This window comes from Halomonas sp. YLB-10 (genome assembly GCF_003856855.1).
GTDB lineage: Bacteria > Pseudomonadota > Gammaproteobacteria > Pseudomonadales > Halomonadaceae > Halomonas > Halomonas litopenaei.
Window position 1 is genome coordinate 12,854 of sequence record NZ_RRCU01000006.1, and the last position, 16,218, is coordinate 29,071.

A 16,218-nucleotide genomic window follows, 5' to 3' on the forward strand; every position below is an offset into this window, starting at 1 on the left:
AGTTCCAAGCCGGGCGGAGGTCAGGCCTTGCCGGGCCCTTGCCACAGCTTCAGTTGGCCTACCCAGGGCAGGGTGTCGAGGTCTCGGCACAATTGATGAGCCAAGTCATCGAGATCCCCATGATGGATATCAGAGTCAACGTACAACGAAATGTCGATGCGGTCATCCAAATAGTGCAGATTCAGCGCCGTACGGTGTTGCCAGGCACGCTGATGCGACCAGCGGTCATCCAGCAGTTGCTCGATCTCCTCGCGCAGCGGCAAGCCCGGCCGCAGGCTGTGTTCGGTCTGTCCTTCGTCGTCCTCGGGGTCGATGTGGAAGGTGACATCCTTCAGGCGGGTGTGCGCTTCGCGTAGTTGTCGACTGACCGCATTGCCGATCTCGTGGGCTTCGGACACCGTGACCCTGGGAGCGACCACGATATGCAGATCGAGCACGACGTCGCTTCCGAGCTGGCGAGTGCGCAGATCGTGCACGCTCTTGACGCCCGGCACCGACTCCGCCAGTCGGCGCATCGCACGCTGTTCTTCGACCGGCAGGGCGGTGTCGATCAGCTCCCGCGAAGACTGCCACATCAGCCGTCCGCCGACCCAACCCACCATCAGGCCGACCACGATGGCGGCCACCGCGTCCATCCAGCCGACGCCGAACTGCCCCGCCACCAGGCCGACCAGCACCACCAAGGTAGACATGGCATCGGTGCGCGAGTGCCAGGCGTTGGCCTCGAGCAGCGGTGAGTCGAAGCGGCGGGCGGCGCGCAAGGTGTAGTGGTAGATCGCTTCCTTGGCCAGCAGCGAGACCACGGCCACGGCGATGGCAACGAGGCCGGGTGCGGCGCTCGAAGACCGATCGAGCAGGCGCTCGACACTCGACCAGGCGATGGCACCCGCGACGAAGATCAGCACACTGCCGAGCCACAGTGTCGCCAGGGTCTCGATTCGGCCGTGGCCGTAAGGGTGGTCGCGGTCGGGTTCCTGGCGGCCGTAGTGGGTGGCCGCCAGCACGAAGGCGTCGGTGACGATATCCGAAAAGGAGTGGATGCCGTCGGCTATCAGGGCGGCCGACCCGACGATCACGCCGGTCACCAGTTTGAGCACGCCGACGACAAGGTCCACGCCGGCGCCGATCAGGGTGACGCCCTGGGCCGTCCAGGCAAAGGCGTGTCTGGAGCGCCCCGGCTGGCTTTTCTGGCTCACGACGAAGGCTCGCTCCGCGCGCAGTTGATGACAGGGTTGGCGTACTGGGCCAGCCACCAGGATCTGAGGTCTTCCGGGACTTCGGAAAGACGTTGCGCGAACCGATCGCGGTCGGCCTCTGACACCTCGGACAGGTCCACCAGCTCAGGGTGGCTGCCCAGGGCCTCCAGCGCCAGATGGTGGCTGGGAAAGAGGTGATAGCCGCTCAGCACCTGGCGGTCGATCTCGGCAGCGACCGCTTCCGGCGTATCGAAGCTGCGATCGATCGGCGTGCCGAAGCGCAGATGAACACGCCCTTTGTGGCCGGTGATGCCGGCGACGATGGAGCTGATGTCCTCGAACTCGCTCTTGTTGTAGCTGCCGTCTTCACTGACGGCTTTCAGCTCCCTGGCCTTCTGCACGTCGCAGGGGTCGTACTCGTAGCTGATCGATACCGGCACCAGGCGCAGGGCTTCAATGCCTTCCCCGAGCGGCGCATGACGGTTGTCGGCGCGGTGGGCCATGGTCATCATCTTGATGATCGCGGGGTCGGTACGATCGATGCCGTCCTTGGCCCGGCCTTCGCGCTGGGCCATCCAGATCGAGTGATTGTCGTCCTGAATGGAGTGGCGGATGTAGCTAGACAGCTTGTGGTAGGCCTGCAGCATGGCGCGCTTGCCGCGAGCACTGCGCGGCACGATGAAGCTCTTGTTGAGCCGCATCAGATCGGTGACGTAGGGCTTCTTGAGCAGGTTGTCACCGATGGCAATGCGCACGGTGTTGCGGCCGGCGAGGTACAGCGCATAGTTGACGAAGGCCGGATCCAGCGAGATGTCGCGATGGTTGCCGATAAACAGGTAGGCGGTATCGGGGTCCAGACGATCGAGGCCGTCGACGCGAAAGTCGTCGGTGGAGGTCTTCAGCATGCGCTGCATGTAGGCCGCGATGCGTTGCTGAAACGCCGTCACGCTGGTGACGTCGCGTGTCTCGCGCTTGATCGCCCAGCTGGCCAGCGTGCGTGACAGGCGCGGCATCATGCGCGACAGGCGCGGCAGCCGGTAGCGGGTCAGGGCGCTCAACAGCTCCGGGTCCTCTGCCAGGCGAGTCAGGGTCGTCGCCACCTCGTCGTCCTGATAGGGGCGAATATCGTGCCAGGGATCCTGCGGGGCATCGGATGTCGAAGTCATGGTGTCGTCGCAGTGAGGTCAGTAGCCGAAACGGAAGAACTCTGGGCTTCGCCGCCGAGCCAGTCGATCAGGCGGTCGACGCTTTCACCCAGGGTCTGGGCCATCAGAATGAAGTCGGTTTCCATGCGCAGCACGGCATCGTCGCCGTCATCTGCCTGGTTGGCTTCGTCGATCAAGGCGTCATCGAAGGCCAGTGACTTGACCGCCAGGTCGTCGTGGAGCACGAAACGCAGGCGCCCCTCCATGCCCAGCGCCAGCTTGCTGGCCTGTCGGCCGCTTTCGAGCAGTTGCTGAATGTCGTCGCCGTCCAGGTCCACCTGGCGCGCCTTGAGCACGCCGTCGTCGCCCTTGGCCTTGAGTTCGACCTGGTCGCCGAGCAGCATGTCGGCGGGGCGCGAGGAGGCGTCGTTGAGCCAGGTGGTCATGGCGCGAATCGGCAGTGTCTGGGCCGAGAGCGGCGTTACCTTGAGGCTTCCCAGGGACTCGCGCAACAGATCCAGCAGCTCTTCGGCGCGCTTTCGGCTGGAGCTGTTGACGGCGATCAAGTTTCGCCGGGTATCCCACCAGAGGTCAGTCTTCTGGCTGCGTACGAAGGCCCTGGGCAACAGTTCCTCGTAGACCTGCTCCTTGATTGCCTGCTTTTCCTGGCGGCGTAGCTTGCGGCTTTCCTGGGTCTCGATGACCTCGACGCGCTCGTCGACTTCTTCGCGGACCACCGAAGCGGGCAGGATGCGCTCCTGGCGCAGGGCGGTCATCAGGCGCTGGCCCTTAAGTTCGTGGAGATAGCGATCGCTACCCCGTCCGGCAGGCGTCGTCCAGCCGATGCGGCGGGCTTCGGTGCCACCGAGCGGGCGGAAAGCCTGTTCGGCGAGGGCCGTCTCCAGCTGCTCGCTGTCCAGGGTGCTGGCGTCGTGCAGACGGTAGAGGTGCAAGTGCTTGAACCACATGGAGCAATTCTCGGGTCAAAAAGGAGGCACATTATGGCGAATGGTCCCTTCGGGTGCCAGTTGCCAGCCATCGCAATGGTCGATTGAACAGGGTTGCGGCCAAGCCTAGCAGGCTGCGTCGCCCGCGCCCGTCCCTCTTTGGTGACAGTGTTGCCACTTTGCCCGCTCAAGGTCAGAATCAAACAGTAGTTTAAATGAGGAGCAATGACATGGAAGACGCTATCAGCACCACTTCGCTGAAGGTTCGTGGCTACCACCTGGACGGTTATGGCCACGTCAATCACGCCCGTTACCTGGAGTTCATGGAGGAAGGGCGCTGGGACTACTTCGACAAGCATCCGGCGCTGATGTCTCGCCTGGGAAAGGGAGATGTCGCCTTCGTCGCGGTCAATCTCAATATCGACTATCGCCAGGCGGCGGTGGCCGGTGACGAGCTGGACATTTCCACCCGTCTGTCGGCCCTGGGCGGGCGCAGCGCCAAGATGCGCCACGAGATCCTGAGCCGCCGCGATGGAGCCCTGGTGGCTCGCGCCGAGCTGACCTTCGTGCTGCTGGACGTGGCCAGCAACAGTGCGGTGGTGATCGAGGGTGAGCTGCGTGATGCCCTGGCGCCGCTGGTGGTGTCATGACGGCAGCGGTCAAGGCGCCGCACACAACGACAGACGCTGCGCGGAAGGCCCCAAGGGTGGTATGCTAGGTCGCTGTATTTGTGCGCCTTGTCACGGCTGCGTGACGCGCCTACCTGTTGCTGTGCAAAGGACTTGACGACCCATGGGTGACATCGCCAGAGAGATTCTGCCAGTCAATATCGAGGACGAGCTGAAGCAGTCGTACCTCGATTACGCGATGAGCGTGATCATCGGCCGAGCGCTGCCGGACGTGCGCGATGGCCTGAAGCCGGTTCATCGGCGTGTGCTGTTTGCGATGCACGAGCTGGGTAACGACTGGAACAAGCCATACAAGAAGTCCGCCCGTGTGGTGGGTGACGTGATCGGTAAGTACCACCCCCACGGCGACAGTGCGGTGTACGACACCATCGTGCGTATGGCCCAGGACTTCTCGATGCGCCACGTGCTGGTCGATGGCCAGGGCAACTTCGGCTCCATCGACGGCGACAACGCCGCCGCCATGCGTTACACCGAGGTGCGCATGGCGCGCCTGGCCCACGAGCTGCTGGCCGATCTCGAGAAGGATACTGTCGACTGGGTCGACAACTACGACGGTACCGAGCGTATCCCCGACGTGCTGCCGACCAAGGTGCCGAACCTGCTGGTCAACGGCTCCTCGGGCATCGCCGTGGGCATGGCGACCAATATCCCGCCCCACAACATGAACGAGATCATCAACGCCTGCCTGGCGCTGGTCGACGACTACACCCTGAGCGTCGATGATCTGATGGAGCATGTGCCGGGGCCCGACTTCCCCACCGGCGGTATCATCAACGGCCGCGCGGGCATTCTCGAGGCCTATCGTACCGGCCGCGGGCGCATCTATATTCGCGCCAAGCACACCATCGAACACGACGACAAGTCCGGCCGTGACCACATCATCGTCACCGAGCTGCCTTACCAGGTGAACAAGGCGCGGCTGATCGAGAAGATCGCCGAGCTGGTCAAGGACAAGAAGATCGAGGGAATCGCCGAGCTGCGCGACGAGTCCGACAAGGACGGTCTGCGGGTGGTGATCGAGGTCAAGCGCGGCGAGAGCGGCGAGGTGGTGGTGAACAACCTGTTCGCCCAGACCCAGCTGCAGAATGTCTTCGGCATCAATATGGTGGCGCTGGAAGACGGCGAACCGAAGACCATGAACCTCAAGCAGGTGCTCGAGGCCTTCATTCGCCACCGTCGCGAGGTGGTCACCCGGCGCACCCTGTTCGAGCTGAAGAAGGCGCGTGAGCGCGGCCACATCCTCGAAGGCCTGGCAGTGGCGATCTCCAACATCGACGAGGTGATCGAACTGATCAAGGCCTCGCCGAATGCTGCCGAAGCCAAGGAAAAGCTGTTGGCCAAGTCCTGGCAGCCCGGTCAGGTCACCGGCATGCTTGAGCGCGCCGGCGCCACCTCGTGCAAGCCCGAAGACCTGGAAGAAGGCTTTGGTCTGGACCAGGCCGGAGGCGAGTACCGTCTGTCGCCGGCCCAGGCCCAGGCCATCCTCGAGCTGCGCCTGCACCGCTTGACCGGCCTCGAGACCGAGAAGCTGCTCGACGAGTATCTGTCGATCCTCGAGAAGATCGCTGAGCTGATGGCCATCCTGGCCTCCGCCGATCGCTTGCTCGAGGTGATTCGCGAAGAGCTGATCGCGGTGCGCGATCAGTTCGCCGACGAGCGTCGTACCGACATTCAGGCAAGTCACCTGGACCTGTCCATCGAGGACCTGATCGCCGAGGAAGACATGGTGGTCACGGTGTCCCGCTCGGGTTACGCCAAGACCCAGCCGTTGTCGGACTATCAGGCCCAGCGTCGTGGTGGTCGTGGCAAGTCGGCCACCGCGATGAAGGATGAGGATGTCATCGAGCACCTGTTGGTGGCCTCGACCCACGACACCGTGCTGCTGTTCTCCAATCGCGGCAAGGTCTACTGGCTCAAGGTCTACGAGATGCCTGCGGCCAGTCGCGGGTCCCGTGGCAAGCCGCTGGTCAACCTGCTGCCGCTGGAAGAAGGCGAGTCGATCAACGCCATCATGCCGGTCAAGGACTATGATCCGGACTGCTACATCTTCTTTGCCACCGCCCGGGGCACGGTCAAGCGCACCAGCCTCGAGCAGTTCTCGCGTCCGCGCAGCGTTGGCCTGATCGCCATCGACCTGGAGGAGGGCGATCGCCTGGTGGGCGCCGCCATTACCTCCGGCAGCGACCACGCCATGCTGCTGTCGTCCAACGGCAAGGCGATCCGCTTCGAGGAGTCCCAGGTCCGTGCCATGGGCCGTACCGCGCGCGGTGTGCGTGGCATGCGATTGCTCGATGGCGCCGAGGTGATCAGCCTGATCATCCCGCAGAGCCTCGAGATCGATGCCGACGCCGAGGGCGGTGAGCGTGGCGAGGCCGGTGATGTCGACGCCAGCGGTGACAACGGCCAGATCTATATCCTCACCGGCAGCGAAAACGGCTACGGCAAGCGTACCCGTCTCGAGGAGTTCCCGCTGCGCGGTCGTGGCGGCCAGGGCGTGATCGCGATGCAGACCAGCGCCCGCAATGGCGCCATGGTGGCGGCGATGCAGGTCTGTTCCAGCGATGAGATGATGCTGATCACCGATCGCGGCACCCTGGTGCGCACCCGGGTCGAGGAAGTCTCGATCAGTTCGCGCAACACCCAGGGCGTCACCCTGATCCGCCTCGGCGAGGCCGAGGCGCTGGTCAAGACCGTGCGTATCCAGGAGCTTGAAGGCGACGACGAGCTCGATGCCGAGGGCGAAGAAGGTAGTGAGGAGGCCGTCGAGAACTCGGCAGATGACGCCGCCGAGGGTGGCAGCGCCGAACCAGGCGACGACAGCGCGGCCGACGACAGCAATACCGACAATAACGACTGATCCGGGGTGCCACGGTGTCCGCGATGGACGCCGTGGCCCACCTATATAGTGACTGGCGGGCGTCGCCGGACGCCTGCCCTTGACGATCAATCGCCAGGACACCATGACACGCCACTACAATTTCTGCGCGGGCCCCGCCGCGCTGCCTACCGCAGTACTCGAACGCGCCCAGCGCGAGATGCTGGACTATCAGGGCCGTGGGCTCTCGGTGATGGAGATGAGCCACCGCTCCAGCGAGTACGTGGCCATCGCCGAGCGCGCCGAGGCCGACCTGCGTGAACTGCTCGCCGTGCCCGACAACTATCGGGTGCTGTTCACCCAGGGTGGTGCCACCCAGCAGTTTGCCGCGGTGCCCATGAACCTGCTTGGCCGCGGCGGCCGGGCCAACTTCATCGAGACCGGTATCTGGGGCAACAAGGCGATCAAGGAGGCGCGGCATCTATTCGGCAGCGCCCACATTGCCGCTTCAAGCGCCGAGAATGGCCATGTCGAAGCACCGCAGCAGGCTGATATCGCGCTGTCCGACGACGCCGCCTACCTCCACGTGACCCCCAACGAGACCATCGGTGGTCTGGCACTGGACTTTGTGCCCGTGGCGCGGCGCGGCGACGGGGTAGAGGTGCCGCTGGTGGCGGATCTTTCCTCGACCATTCTGTCTGAGCCGCTGGACGTCTCGCGCTTCGGTGTGATCTACGCTGGCGCCCAGAAGAACATCGGGCCGGCCGGGCTGGTGCTGGTGATCGTGCGTGATGATCTGCTCGACCAGGCGGTGAGCGAGATGCCGTCCTTGTTCAGCTATCGTCAGTTGGCCGAGGCAGGGTCGATGATCAACACGCCGGCCACCTATAGCTGGTACCTGGCGGGCCTGGTGTTCGACTGGCTCAAGCGCGACGTCGGGGGTCTCGAGGCGATGGCCGAGATCAATGACCGCAAGGCGGCCAAGCTCTACGAGGCCATCGACCGCAGCGACTTCTATTCCAACCCCATCGCGGTGCGTAATCGCTCGAAGATGAACGTGCCCTTCGTGCTGGCCGACAGCGCCCTGGATAACGCCTTCCTGGAAGAGGCGGAGGCGGCGGGGCTTTTGAATCTCAAGGGCCATCGCAGCGTCGGCGGTATGCGCGCAAGCCTCTATAACGCGGTGCCTGAGTCCGCGGTGGACGCCCTGGTGGCGTTCATGGGCGATTTCGAGAAGCGGCGCGGCTGAGGTTCGTGCGAGAGCTGGCGCACCCAAGTAAAGAGGTGGCGGGGCCAGGTTTCGCCAGCCATGCGTCAACGCCCGGTCACGAGGCGTTACAAGGAGACAACCCATGAGTGATTCGCAAGAGCCGAACCTCTCGTCGCTGCGTCAGCGCATCGACCATATCGACACCGAGATCCTGCGCCTGATCAGCGAGCGTGCCGAGTGTGCGCGCCAGGTGGCGGAGACCAAGACCGCAAGCGACCCCCAGGCGGTGTTCTATCGCCCCGAGCGCGAGGCCCAGGTGCTGCGCCGGGTGATGGAGCTCAACCAGGGGCCGCTGGACAGCGAAGAAATGGCACGGCTGTTTCGCGAGATCATGTCGGCCTGCCTGGCGCTGGAACAGCCGATCAAGGTGGCCTATCTCGGCCCCGAGGGCACCTTTACCCAGCAGGCCGCGCTCAAGCACTTCGGTGACAGCGCCATCAGCCTGCCCATGGCGGCCATCGACGAGGTCTTCCGTGAGGTCGAGGCCGGCGCGGTGAACTACGGCGTGGTACCGGTGGAAAACTCCACCGAAGGCGTGATCAACCATACCCTGGATTCCTTCATCGATTCGGGGCTGCGCATCAGCGGTGAGGTGGTGCTGCGCATCCACCATCACCTGCTGGTGGCCGACACTACCCTCAAGGACAAGGTGTCGCGTATCTACTCGCACCCTCAGTCCTTCGCCCAGTGTCGCAAGTGGCTCGATGCCCACTTCCCGCACGCCGAGCGGGTGCCGGTGTCGTCCAACGCCGAGGCGGCCAGGCTGGTCAAGAGCGAGTGGCACAGTGCGGCCATCGCCGGCGATATGGCGGCCAAGCTCTACGGCCTTAGCCACGTGGCGGAGAAGATCGAGGATCGCCCGGACAACTCCACGCGCTTCCTGATCATCGGCAACCAGGACGTGCCCATGTCCGGGGTCGACAAGACGTCGCTGGTGGTGGCGACCCGTAACCAGCCGGGTGCCTTGCACGACCTGCTCGAGCCGTTCCACCGCCACCAGATCGACCTGACGCGTCTGGAGACGCGACCCTCGCGCACCGGTGCCTGGAACTATGTGTTCTTCATCGACTTCTGTGGCCACGTCGAGGAGCCGCGGGTGTCGGCGCTGCTCGAGGAGGTGCGCCTGCGTGTCTCCGAGGTCAAGGTGCTTGGCTCCTACCCCCAGGGGGTCCTGTAGTAATGCAGGAAGAAGGAATGCAGCAAGAAGGAATGCAGGACGTCGCAATGCAGGAAGTCGCAACGCGTGGCGCAGTACCCGCATCCTTGCCTCGGGCTTCACGCATCGTCATCGTTGGACTCGGCTTGATCGGAGGGTCGCTGGCCGCTGCCTTGCGCAAGGCGGGGGTGGGGCAGGGGGATGACAGTCTCATCCTGGCCTGTGACCCAGACCCGAAGGAGCTCGAGTGCGGACGTCGCATGGGGTTGATCGACGCGGGGTCGACACAACTCTCCGAGGTTATCGAGGGTGCTACCCTGGTGGTGCTGGCGGTACCGGTGCTGGCCATGGGCCAGGTCATGGGCGATCTAGGCGCGTTGCGTGGCCGCGCCGCCGGCGATCTGGTGATCACCGACGTCGGCAGCACCAAGGCAGCGATCGAGGCGGCCGCCATCGAGGCCTTCGGTGAGCTTCCCGCGCGCTTTGTGCTGGGGCATCCCATCGCCGGCTCGGAAAAGAGCGGCGTGGCGGCGGCCAATCCGGAGCTGTACCAGGCCCACAAGGTGATTCTGACGCCGACCTGCGCTACCGACCCCGAGGCGCTTGAGCGTGTGCGGGCCCTGTGGCAGTTGACCGGTGCCGAGGTGCTGGAGATGGACGTGGCTCGCCACGATCAGGTGCTGGCGCGCACCAGCCATCTGCCGCATCTGCTGGCTTTCTCGCTGGTGGATACCCTGGCGCGCCAGGATGAGCGCCTCGAGATCTTCCGCTACGCCGCCGGCGGCTTTCGCGACTTCACCCGCATCGCCGGTAGTGATCCGGTGATGTGGCGAGACATCTTTCAGGCCAACCGGGGCGCCGTGCTCGAAGCCCTGGATGACTTCGAGTCAGGTCTGGCCCGACTCAGGGACGCGGTGAACCGTGGTGATGGCGACGGTCTGCTGGCCACCTTCGACCGCGCCAGTCATGCGCGCCACTATTTCGATACTCTGTTGAATCAGACCAGCTATCAGGCGGAATATCAGATGCAAGAATCAGCCATGCTGCGCTACCGGGTGGCCCCGGGCGGAAGCGTCACCGGTCGCATTCGGGTCCCCGGTGACAAGTCGGTTTCCCATCGCTCGATCATGCTCGGCGCGCTGTCCGAGGGCGTTACCGAGGTGTCCGGATTCCTCGAGGGCGAGGACAGCCTCGCCACGCTCCAGGCCTTCCGCGAGATGGGGGTCGCCATCGAGGGTCCGCACCAGGGCCGCGTGACCATCCACGGGGTCGGCATGCACGGCCTGAAGAAGCCGGCAGGTCCGCTCTACGTCGGCAATGCTGGCACCGCCATGCGGCTGTTTGCCGGGCTGTTGGCGGGGCAGGCCTTCGACACTGAGTTGACCGGTGATACCTCGCTGACACGTCGTCCCATGGGGCGGGTGGCAGATCCGCTGCGCCAGATGGGTGCGGTGATCGACACCGCCGAAGGCGGGCGTCCTCCGCTCAGGATCAAGGGCGGCCAGGCGCTGAAGGGCATCCACTACGATATGCCCATGGCCAGCGCCCAGGTGAAGTCCTGTCTGCTGCTGGCGGGGATGTTTGCCGAGGGCGAGACCCGAGTGCGTGAACCCGCACCGACCCGCGATCACACCGAGCGCATGCTCAATGGCTTTGGCTACGCCGTCGAGCGCGAGGGCGATACCTGCTGGCTGCAGGGCGGCGGCAAGCTGGCCGCTGGTCCGATCGATGTGCCCTCGGATATCTCCTCGGCGACCTTCTTCCTGGTGGCGGCGGCGATCACCCCGGGGTCGGATCTGGTGCTGGAGCACGTCGGCATCAATCCGACCCGGATCGGTGTGATCAATATCCTGACCGCCATGGGGGCGGATCTGCGCCTCGAGAACGAGCGAGAGGTAGGAGGTGAGCCGGTCGCCGATCTGCATATCCGCTACCGGCCGCTAAAGGGCATCGACATTCCCGAGGACCAGGTGCCGCTGGCCATCGACGAGTTCCCGGCGCTGTTCATTGCCGCGGCCAACGCCGAAGGCACCACGCGACTGCGCGGCGCCGAGGAGCTCCGGGTCAAGGAGTCCGACCGCCTGCAGTCCATGGCCGACGGCATGAGCGTGCTGGGTATCGACAACACCCTTTATGACGATGGCATCGACATCGTCGGCAAGGGCGGCGACGGCGCCAACTATGGCGGCGGGCGCGTGGACAGTCATGAGGATCATCGCATCGCCATGGCCTTCACCATCGCGGCCCTGCGCGCATCAAGCCCGATCGAGGTCAACGACTGCGCCAACGTGGCCACGTCCTTCCCCGGCTTTGTCGAGCTGGCACGAGGTGTCGGCCTTGAGCTCGAAGAGGTACGCGAGGAGCAGGCATGAGCGATCATGACGAGCATTCGGCCCCGGTGCTGACCATCGATGGCCCCGGCGGCGCCGGCAAGGGCACCATCAGCCGGCTGATTGCCGAGCGACTGGGCTGGCATCTGCTGGATAGCGGCAGCCTCTACCGGCTGACCGCGCTGTCGGCTATCGGCAAGGGCATCGCGCTGGACGATGAGCCGGCGCTGGCGGCACTGGCCTCGGCCCTCGATGTCGTCTTTCGCGCCGAGAATGGCGAGGCGGTGGTCGAGCTCGAAGGGCGTGACGTGACTCGCGAGATTCGCACCGAGCAGGTGGGCAACAGTGCCTCTCTGGTGGCGGCGTTGCCGGCGGTGCGCCAGGCGCTGCTCGAGCGCCAGCGGGACTTCCGCCAGGCGCCCGGCCTGGTCGCCGATGGCCGTGACATGGGCACCGTGGTGTTCGTCGATGCGCCCTTGAAGATATTTCTGACCGCCAGCGCCGAGGAAAGGGCGCGCCGGCGTCACCTGCAGTTGCGGGAGGCCGGGGTGGATGCTAGTCTATCGAGTCTTTTGAAGGAGATTCAGGCGCGCGACGACCGCGATACGCAGCGTAGCGTGGCGCCGTTGGTGCCGGCCGATGATGCCATCGAGCTCGACACGACCCGCCTGAGCATACCGGAAGTGGTTGATCGGCTGTCCGAACTGTTGTCCCGCAAGGGGCTCCTGTCCGGCACCTGAACTCCCTTGCGGCGTCCCCGGCCAGATGTCACGACGTGCCCGAGTACAGGAAACGGAAAACTCGGTCAGGTCCAACCAGTGCCAACATCCCCGGGGGTTTTTGAATATGGCCCGCACTTGCTGGTGGTGCGGAGAAGCGGCCCTGCCGCACTCAACGTTGATCACGTAGGAACATCATGAGCGAAAGCTTTGCTGAACTGTTTGAACAGTCTCTCCAGGACATCAACATGGAGCCGGGCGCGATCGTCGCGGCTACTGTCGTCGACATCGAAGGTGACTGGGTCACCGTCAATGCCGGCCTGAAGTCCGAAGGTCAGATCCCTGCCGCGCAATTCCGCGACGACAGCGGCGAACTGACCATTGCCGTCGGTGACGAGGTCCACGTGGCCCTCGAAGCTGTGGAAGACGGCTTCGGCGAAACCCGCCTGTCCCGCGAGAAGGCCAAGCGTGCCGAAGCGTGGAAGGTGCTGGAAGCTGCCTTCGAGAAGGAAGAGATCGTCAAGGGCGTGATCAACGGCAAGGTCAAGGGCGGCTTCACTGTCGACGTCGACTCCATCCGTGCCTTCCTGCCCGGCTCTCTGGTCGACGTTCGTCCGGTGCGCGACACCACGCACCTGGAGAACAAGGAACTCGACTTCAAGGTCATCAAGCTCGATCCGAAGCGCAACAACGTTGTCGTTTCCCGTCGTGCCGTTCTCGAAGCCGAGAACAGCGCCGAGCGTGAAGCGCTGCTCGCCACCCTGCAGGAAGGCCAGCAGATCATCGGTATCGTCAAGAACCTGACCGACTACGGTGCCTTCGTTGATCTGGGCGGCGTTGACGGCCTGCTCCACATCACCGACATGGCCTGGAAGCGCATCAAGCATCCGAGTGAGATCGTGGCTGTCGGCGACGAGATCACCGTCAAGGTGCTGAAGTTCGACCGCGAGCGCAACCGCGTCTCCCTGGGTCTGAAGCAGCTGGGCGAAGATCCGTGGGTCAACATCAAGGATCGTTACCCGGAAGGCACCAAGGTGCACGCCCGTGTCACCAACCTCACCGACTACGGCTGCTTCGCCGAGCTGGAAGAGGGTGTCGAGGGTCTGGTTCACGTCTCCGAAATGGACTGGACCAACAAGAACATCCATCCGTCCAAGGTGGTTCAGGTCGGTGACGATGTTGACGTCATGGTGCTGGATATCGACGAAGAGCGTCGTCGTATCTCCCTGGGTATCAAGCAGTGCACCGCCAACCCGTGGGAAACCTTCAACGCCCAGTTCAACAAGGGCGACCGCGTTGCCGGTACCATCAAGTCCATCACCGACTTCGGTATCTTCATCGGTCTGGACGGCGGCATCGACGGCCTGGTTCACCTGTCCGACATCTCTTGGACCGAGACTGGCGAAGAAGCCGTGCGTTCCTTCAAGAAGGGCGATGAGGCCGAGGCCGTCATCCTGTCCATCGATCCGGAGCGTGAGCGCATCTCCCTGGGTATCAAGCAGCTCGATACCGACCCGGTTGCCGAGTTCCTGTCCGTCAACGACAAGGGCACCATCGTCACCGGTCGTGTCGTCGAGGTTGACGCCAAGGAAGCTCACGTCGAGCTGGCGACTGACGTCGTTGCCGTGCTCAAGGCGTCCGAGATCAGCGCCGACCGTGTCGAAGACGCGCGCAACGTGCTGAACGAAGGCGACAGCGTCGAGGCCCGTATCGTCGGTGTCGATCGCAAGAACCGTCAGATCGCCCTGTCCGTCAAGGCCAAGGACCAGGATGACACCCGTCGCAACATGAGCAAGCTGCGCGACCAGGAAGTCGAGACCGGTGGCCCGACCACCATCGGCGACCTGATCAAGCAGCAGATGGGTCAGGACTAAGCCGGACCCCGACACTGTTCGGGACTGGTAATGGTCAAGAGCGCTTCCTTCGGGGAGCGCTCTTTTTTTATATGTAAGAAATTGTAGAGGGCTGGAATGTCCCTCGTGGCGGCGCTGCCTCAGTATTATTGGTGAGTTGGGCGAGTTTTTACCGCATATGCTTGAGGGGACGTGTTTTAGGGTTGATGCCCTTGTTGTAAGCATCTACCGTTTGTTTGACAGGATTTTGACTTTGCTTTTGGCCAATAACGTTTGAATAACGTCGTTTGGCTGGTTGTCATATACTCATGCAGGAGTGATAATGCCCCTGCATCCGAAAGCAACTACTATAGGCGTACCTTAATGTCTTCACTTTTGAATGACTATATGCAGATGGAGCAGCAGCTCCAGCAACTGCAGGAAAGACTTGGTCAGCTCCAGAACGATGACCGTCTCAAGTCCGAACTCGAGTTCAAGGGAAAGCTCGAAGAGCTGATGAAAGAGTTCGACAAGAGCGCATCTGACGTCATCGCCATCCTGGATCCGAAGTCCGCTGCTTCCCCGGCAAAGGCCGCTGCCCCGGCCGCTGGCGGTCGTCGCAAGCGCAAGCTCAAGATCTACAAGAACCCGAATACCGGCGAAGTCGTCGAAACTCGTGGTGGCAATCAGAAGACGTTGAAGGCCTGGAAGGAAGAGCACGGTAATGACACCGTCGAGTCCTGGCTGGTGCGTGTAGAAGACTGATGATTGTTTGAGCCGCAGATGAGCCAGTGCCTTGGACGTTGCATCGGTCCGGCACTGTTTCGATCTTCAGGCTTGCGGTGCCAGAAGCCGTCTTGAACCATCGACATGACAGTGACGTCGTCGTATTGTTCGGGACGGTTTCTTTTTGCACGGTATTCCTTGATCGGCTGCGTCTCGTTGGAGGCGAAGCCCGAAGCCCGAAGCCCGAAGCCCGAAGCCCGAAGCCCGAAGCCCGAAGCCCGAAGCCCGAAGCCCGAAGCCCGAAGCCCGAAGCCCGAAGCTTCGACTGCCCCTTGCGATGTTTCTGGTTTCCGGGGAGGGGACGAAGCGTGGCCTCCCACTGCACCGGTGTGATGCAGGAACAGTGTGATCCAGGCGAAGCGGGGCTGTGGCCTTGTCGTTGCCGGTACTTTGCTTGAATTCTGGTATGATGGAACGCAAAAGGTGGCCACCGAAGTGGCCACCAGAAGGGAGGCTTGCGGGCTCGGAGAGGCTAAGCGATCAGTCCTCTTCGAGTAGCGGCAGTCGCAGTTCCAGCCCATACTTGCCTTTGACCAGCTGAGGCGCTTCGCCGCTCAGGTAGACGCCGTGTTCAGACAGGCCGCGACAGGCCATGAACAGCATGGCGCTGGTCAGGTGTGAGCTGTCCTCGAGGGTGATGCAGGCGTGTCGCTGGGCCGGCAGCATGACCAGGCGGAACGGCAGTGGCAGCGCCAGGCGGTGTGCGTGTTCTTCGTCGACGTGGACACCCAGGTCGATACGGGGCGCCTCGCTGGCCAGCGGGTGATCGTGAAGAATAGCGATCGGTGCCGCGTTGGTGAGGCGTGCCGGAAGATCGTAGGCGCCTTCGGCATTACGCTGCCAGTTGTCCAGGTTCTCGATGATTTCGGGCGGCTGATAGAGGCGGGTGACCGCGGCACGCCGCAGCGGCAGGTCGGCCATCTTCACCGAGAAGTGGGGCAGATTGTGGCGCTGGCGATAGAGTTCCAGACGCTGGTTCTGACGGTACTCCCGGGGAGCGACACGGTAGCGGCGCTGGAAGGCGCGGGTGAACGCCGAGTGATTGCGATAGCCGCAGCGCTTGGCGATATCATGCACGCCGTGGGGCGTATGGATCAGCAGCCTGGCGGCCTTCTCGAGCCGCAGCATGTCGCGGTAGGCACTTGGCGAAATGCCGAACGACTGGCGGAAGCGCCGACGCACCTGGGATGAGGAGTACCCCATACGCGTGGCAAGATCTTCGATACTCAGCTGACTGTCCAGGGTTTCCTGGAGCCAGATTTCGGCGCGCATCATCTCGTTGAACATGGTCTTGCCTCCCTGAACCATCGGCGCGGACCCGACCCTCCCTGGG

Annotated in this window: 12 protein-coding genes; 8 read left to right on the forward strand and 4 right to left on the reverse strand. The window is 63.5% G+C overall.

Going from position 1 to position 16,218, the window contains the following annotated elements; genetic code table 11:
• Positions 1–20: 20 nt before the first annotated feature.
• The 3 genes from EBB56_RS14165 to EBB56_RS14175 are packed head-to-tail and all read right to left on the reverse strand — an operon-like array spanning position 21 to position 3,309.
• Positions 21–1,196, reverse strand: coding sequence for a cation diffusion facilitator family transporter (locus tag EBB56_RS14165; protein WP_045994809.1), 1,176 nt, complete (start codon positions 1,194–1,196; stop codon positions 21–23).
• Positions 1,193–2,362 (reverse strand): 1-acyl-sn-glycerol-3-phosphate acyltransferase, encoded by a 1,170-nt coding sequence (locus tag EBB56_RS14170; RefSeq protein ID WP_045994810.1) that lies wholly within the window; start codon positions 2,360–2,362, stop codon positions 1,193–1,195. Before EBB56_RS14170 ends, EBB56_RS14165 begins: the two co-directional genes overlap by 4 nt.
• On the reverse strand, positions 2,359–3,309 hold the full coding sequence (locus EBB56_RS14175) for a recombination-associated protein RdgC (protein WP_045994811.1): 951 nt from the start codon (positions 3,307–3,309) through the stop codon (positions 2,359–2,361). Before EBB56_RS14175 ends, EBB56_RS14170 begins: the two co-directional genes overlap by 4 nt.
• Before the next feature lie 209 nt (positions 3,310–3,518).
• Between EBB56_RS14175 and EBB56_RS14180 the strand changes: the two genes are divergently transcribed.
• The 8 genes from EBB56_RS14180 to EBB56_RS14215 all read left to right on the forward strand — a co-directional run bounded on the left by EBB56_RS14180 (position 3,519) and on the right by EBB56_RS14215 (position 14,864).
• The gene (locus EBB56_RS14180) at positions 3,519–3,938 is read left to right on the forward strand and encodes a thioesterase family protein (protein ID WP_045994812.1); all 420 of its coding nucleotides are present in this window, start codon (positions 3,519–3,521) and stop codon (positions 3,936–3,938) included.
• A gap of 142 nt (positions 3,939–4,080) precedes the next feature.
• Complete coding sequence (gene gyrA / locus EBB56_RS14185; RefSeq protein WP_045994813.1) at positions 4,081–6,834, forward strand: DNA gyrase subunit A; 2,754 nt, start codon at positions 4,081–4,083, stop codon at positions 6,832–6,834.
• A 103-nt stretch (positions 6,835–6,937) separates the two neighbouring features.
• Entirely contained in the window at positions 6,938–8,041 is a 1,104-nt protein-coding gene (gene serC, locus EBB56_RS14190) for a 3-phosphoserine/phosphohydroxythreonine transaminase (protein WP_045994819.1), read from the forward strand.
• Positions 8,042–8,144: 103 nt separating this feature from the next.
• Positions 8,145–9,239 (forward strand): prephenate dehydratase, encoded by a 1,095-nt coding sequence (gene pheA / locus EBB56_RS14195; protein WP_045994814.1) that lies wholly within the window; start codon positions 8,145–8,147, stop codon positions 9,237–9,239.
• A gap of 47 nt (positions 9,240–9,286) precedes the next feature.
• Positions 9,287–11,590 (forward strand): bifunctional prephenate dehydrogenase/3-phosphoshikimate 1-carboxyvinyltransferase, encoded by a 2,304-nt coding sequence (locus EBB56_RS14200; RefSeq protein ID WP_045994815.1) that lies wholly within the window; start codon positions 9,287–9,289, stop codon positions 11,588–11,590.
• Positions 11,587–12,288 carry a (d)CMP kinase gene (gene cmk, locus EBB56_RS14205; RefSeq protein WP_045994816.1) on the forward strand — a complete coding sequence of 234 codons (702 nt, stop codon included), beginning with the start codon at positions 11,587–11,589 and terminating at the stop codon, positions 12,286–12,288. The genes EBB56_RS14200 and cmk overlap by 4 nt, the downstream gene beginning before the upstream one ends.
• 176 nt (positions 12,289–12,464) lie before the next feature.
• Positions 12,465–14,141: a 30S ribosomal protein S1 gene (gene rpsA / locus EBB56_RS14210; RefSeq protein ID WP_045994817.1), complete on the forward strand. Its 1,677-nt coding sequence runs from the start codon at positions 12,465–12,467 to the stop codon at positions 14,139–14,141.
• A 342-nt stretch (positions 14,142–14,483) separates the two neighbouring features.
• On the forward strand, positions 14,484–14,864 hold the full coding sequence (locus EBB56_RS14215; protein WP_045994818.1) for a histone-like nucleoid-structuring protein, MvaT/MvaU family: 381 nt from the start codon (positions 14,484–14,486) through the stop codon (positions 14,862–14,864).
• Positions 14,865–15,365: 501 nt separating this feature from the next.
• Here EBB56_RS14215 and EBB56_RS14225 read toward each other — a convergent pair.
• A complete protein-coding gene (locus EBB56_RS14225; RefSeq protein ID WP_045992373.1) occupies positions 15,366–16,172 on the reverse strand; it encodes a helix-turn-helix transcriptional regulator in 807 nt (268 codons plus the stop codon).
• Positions 16,173–16,218 lie beyond the last annotated feature (46 nt).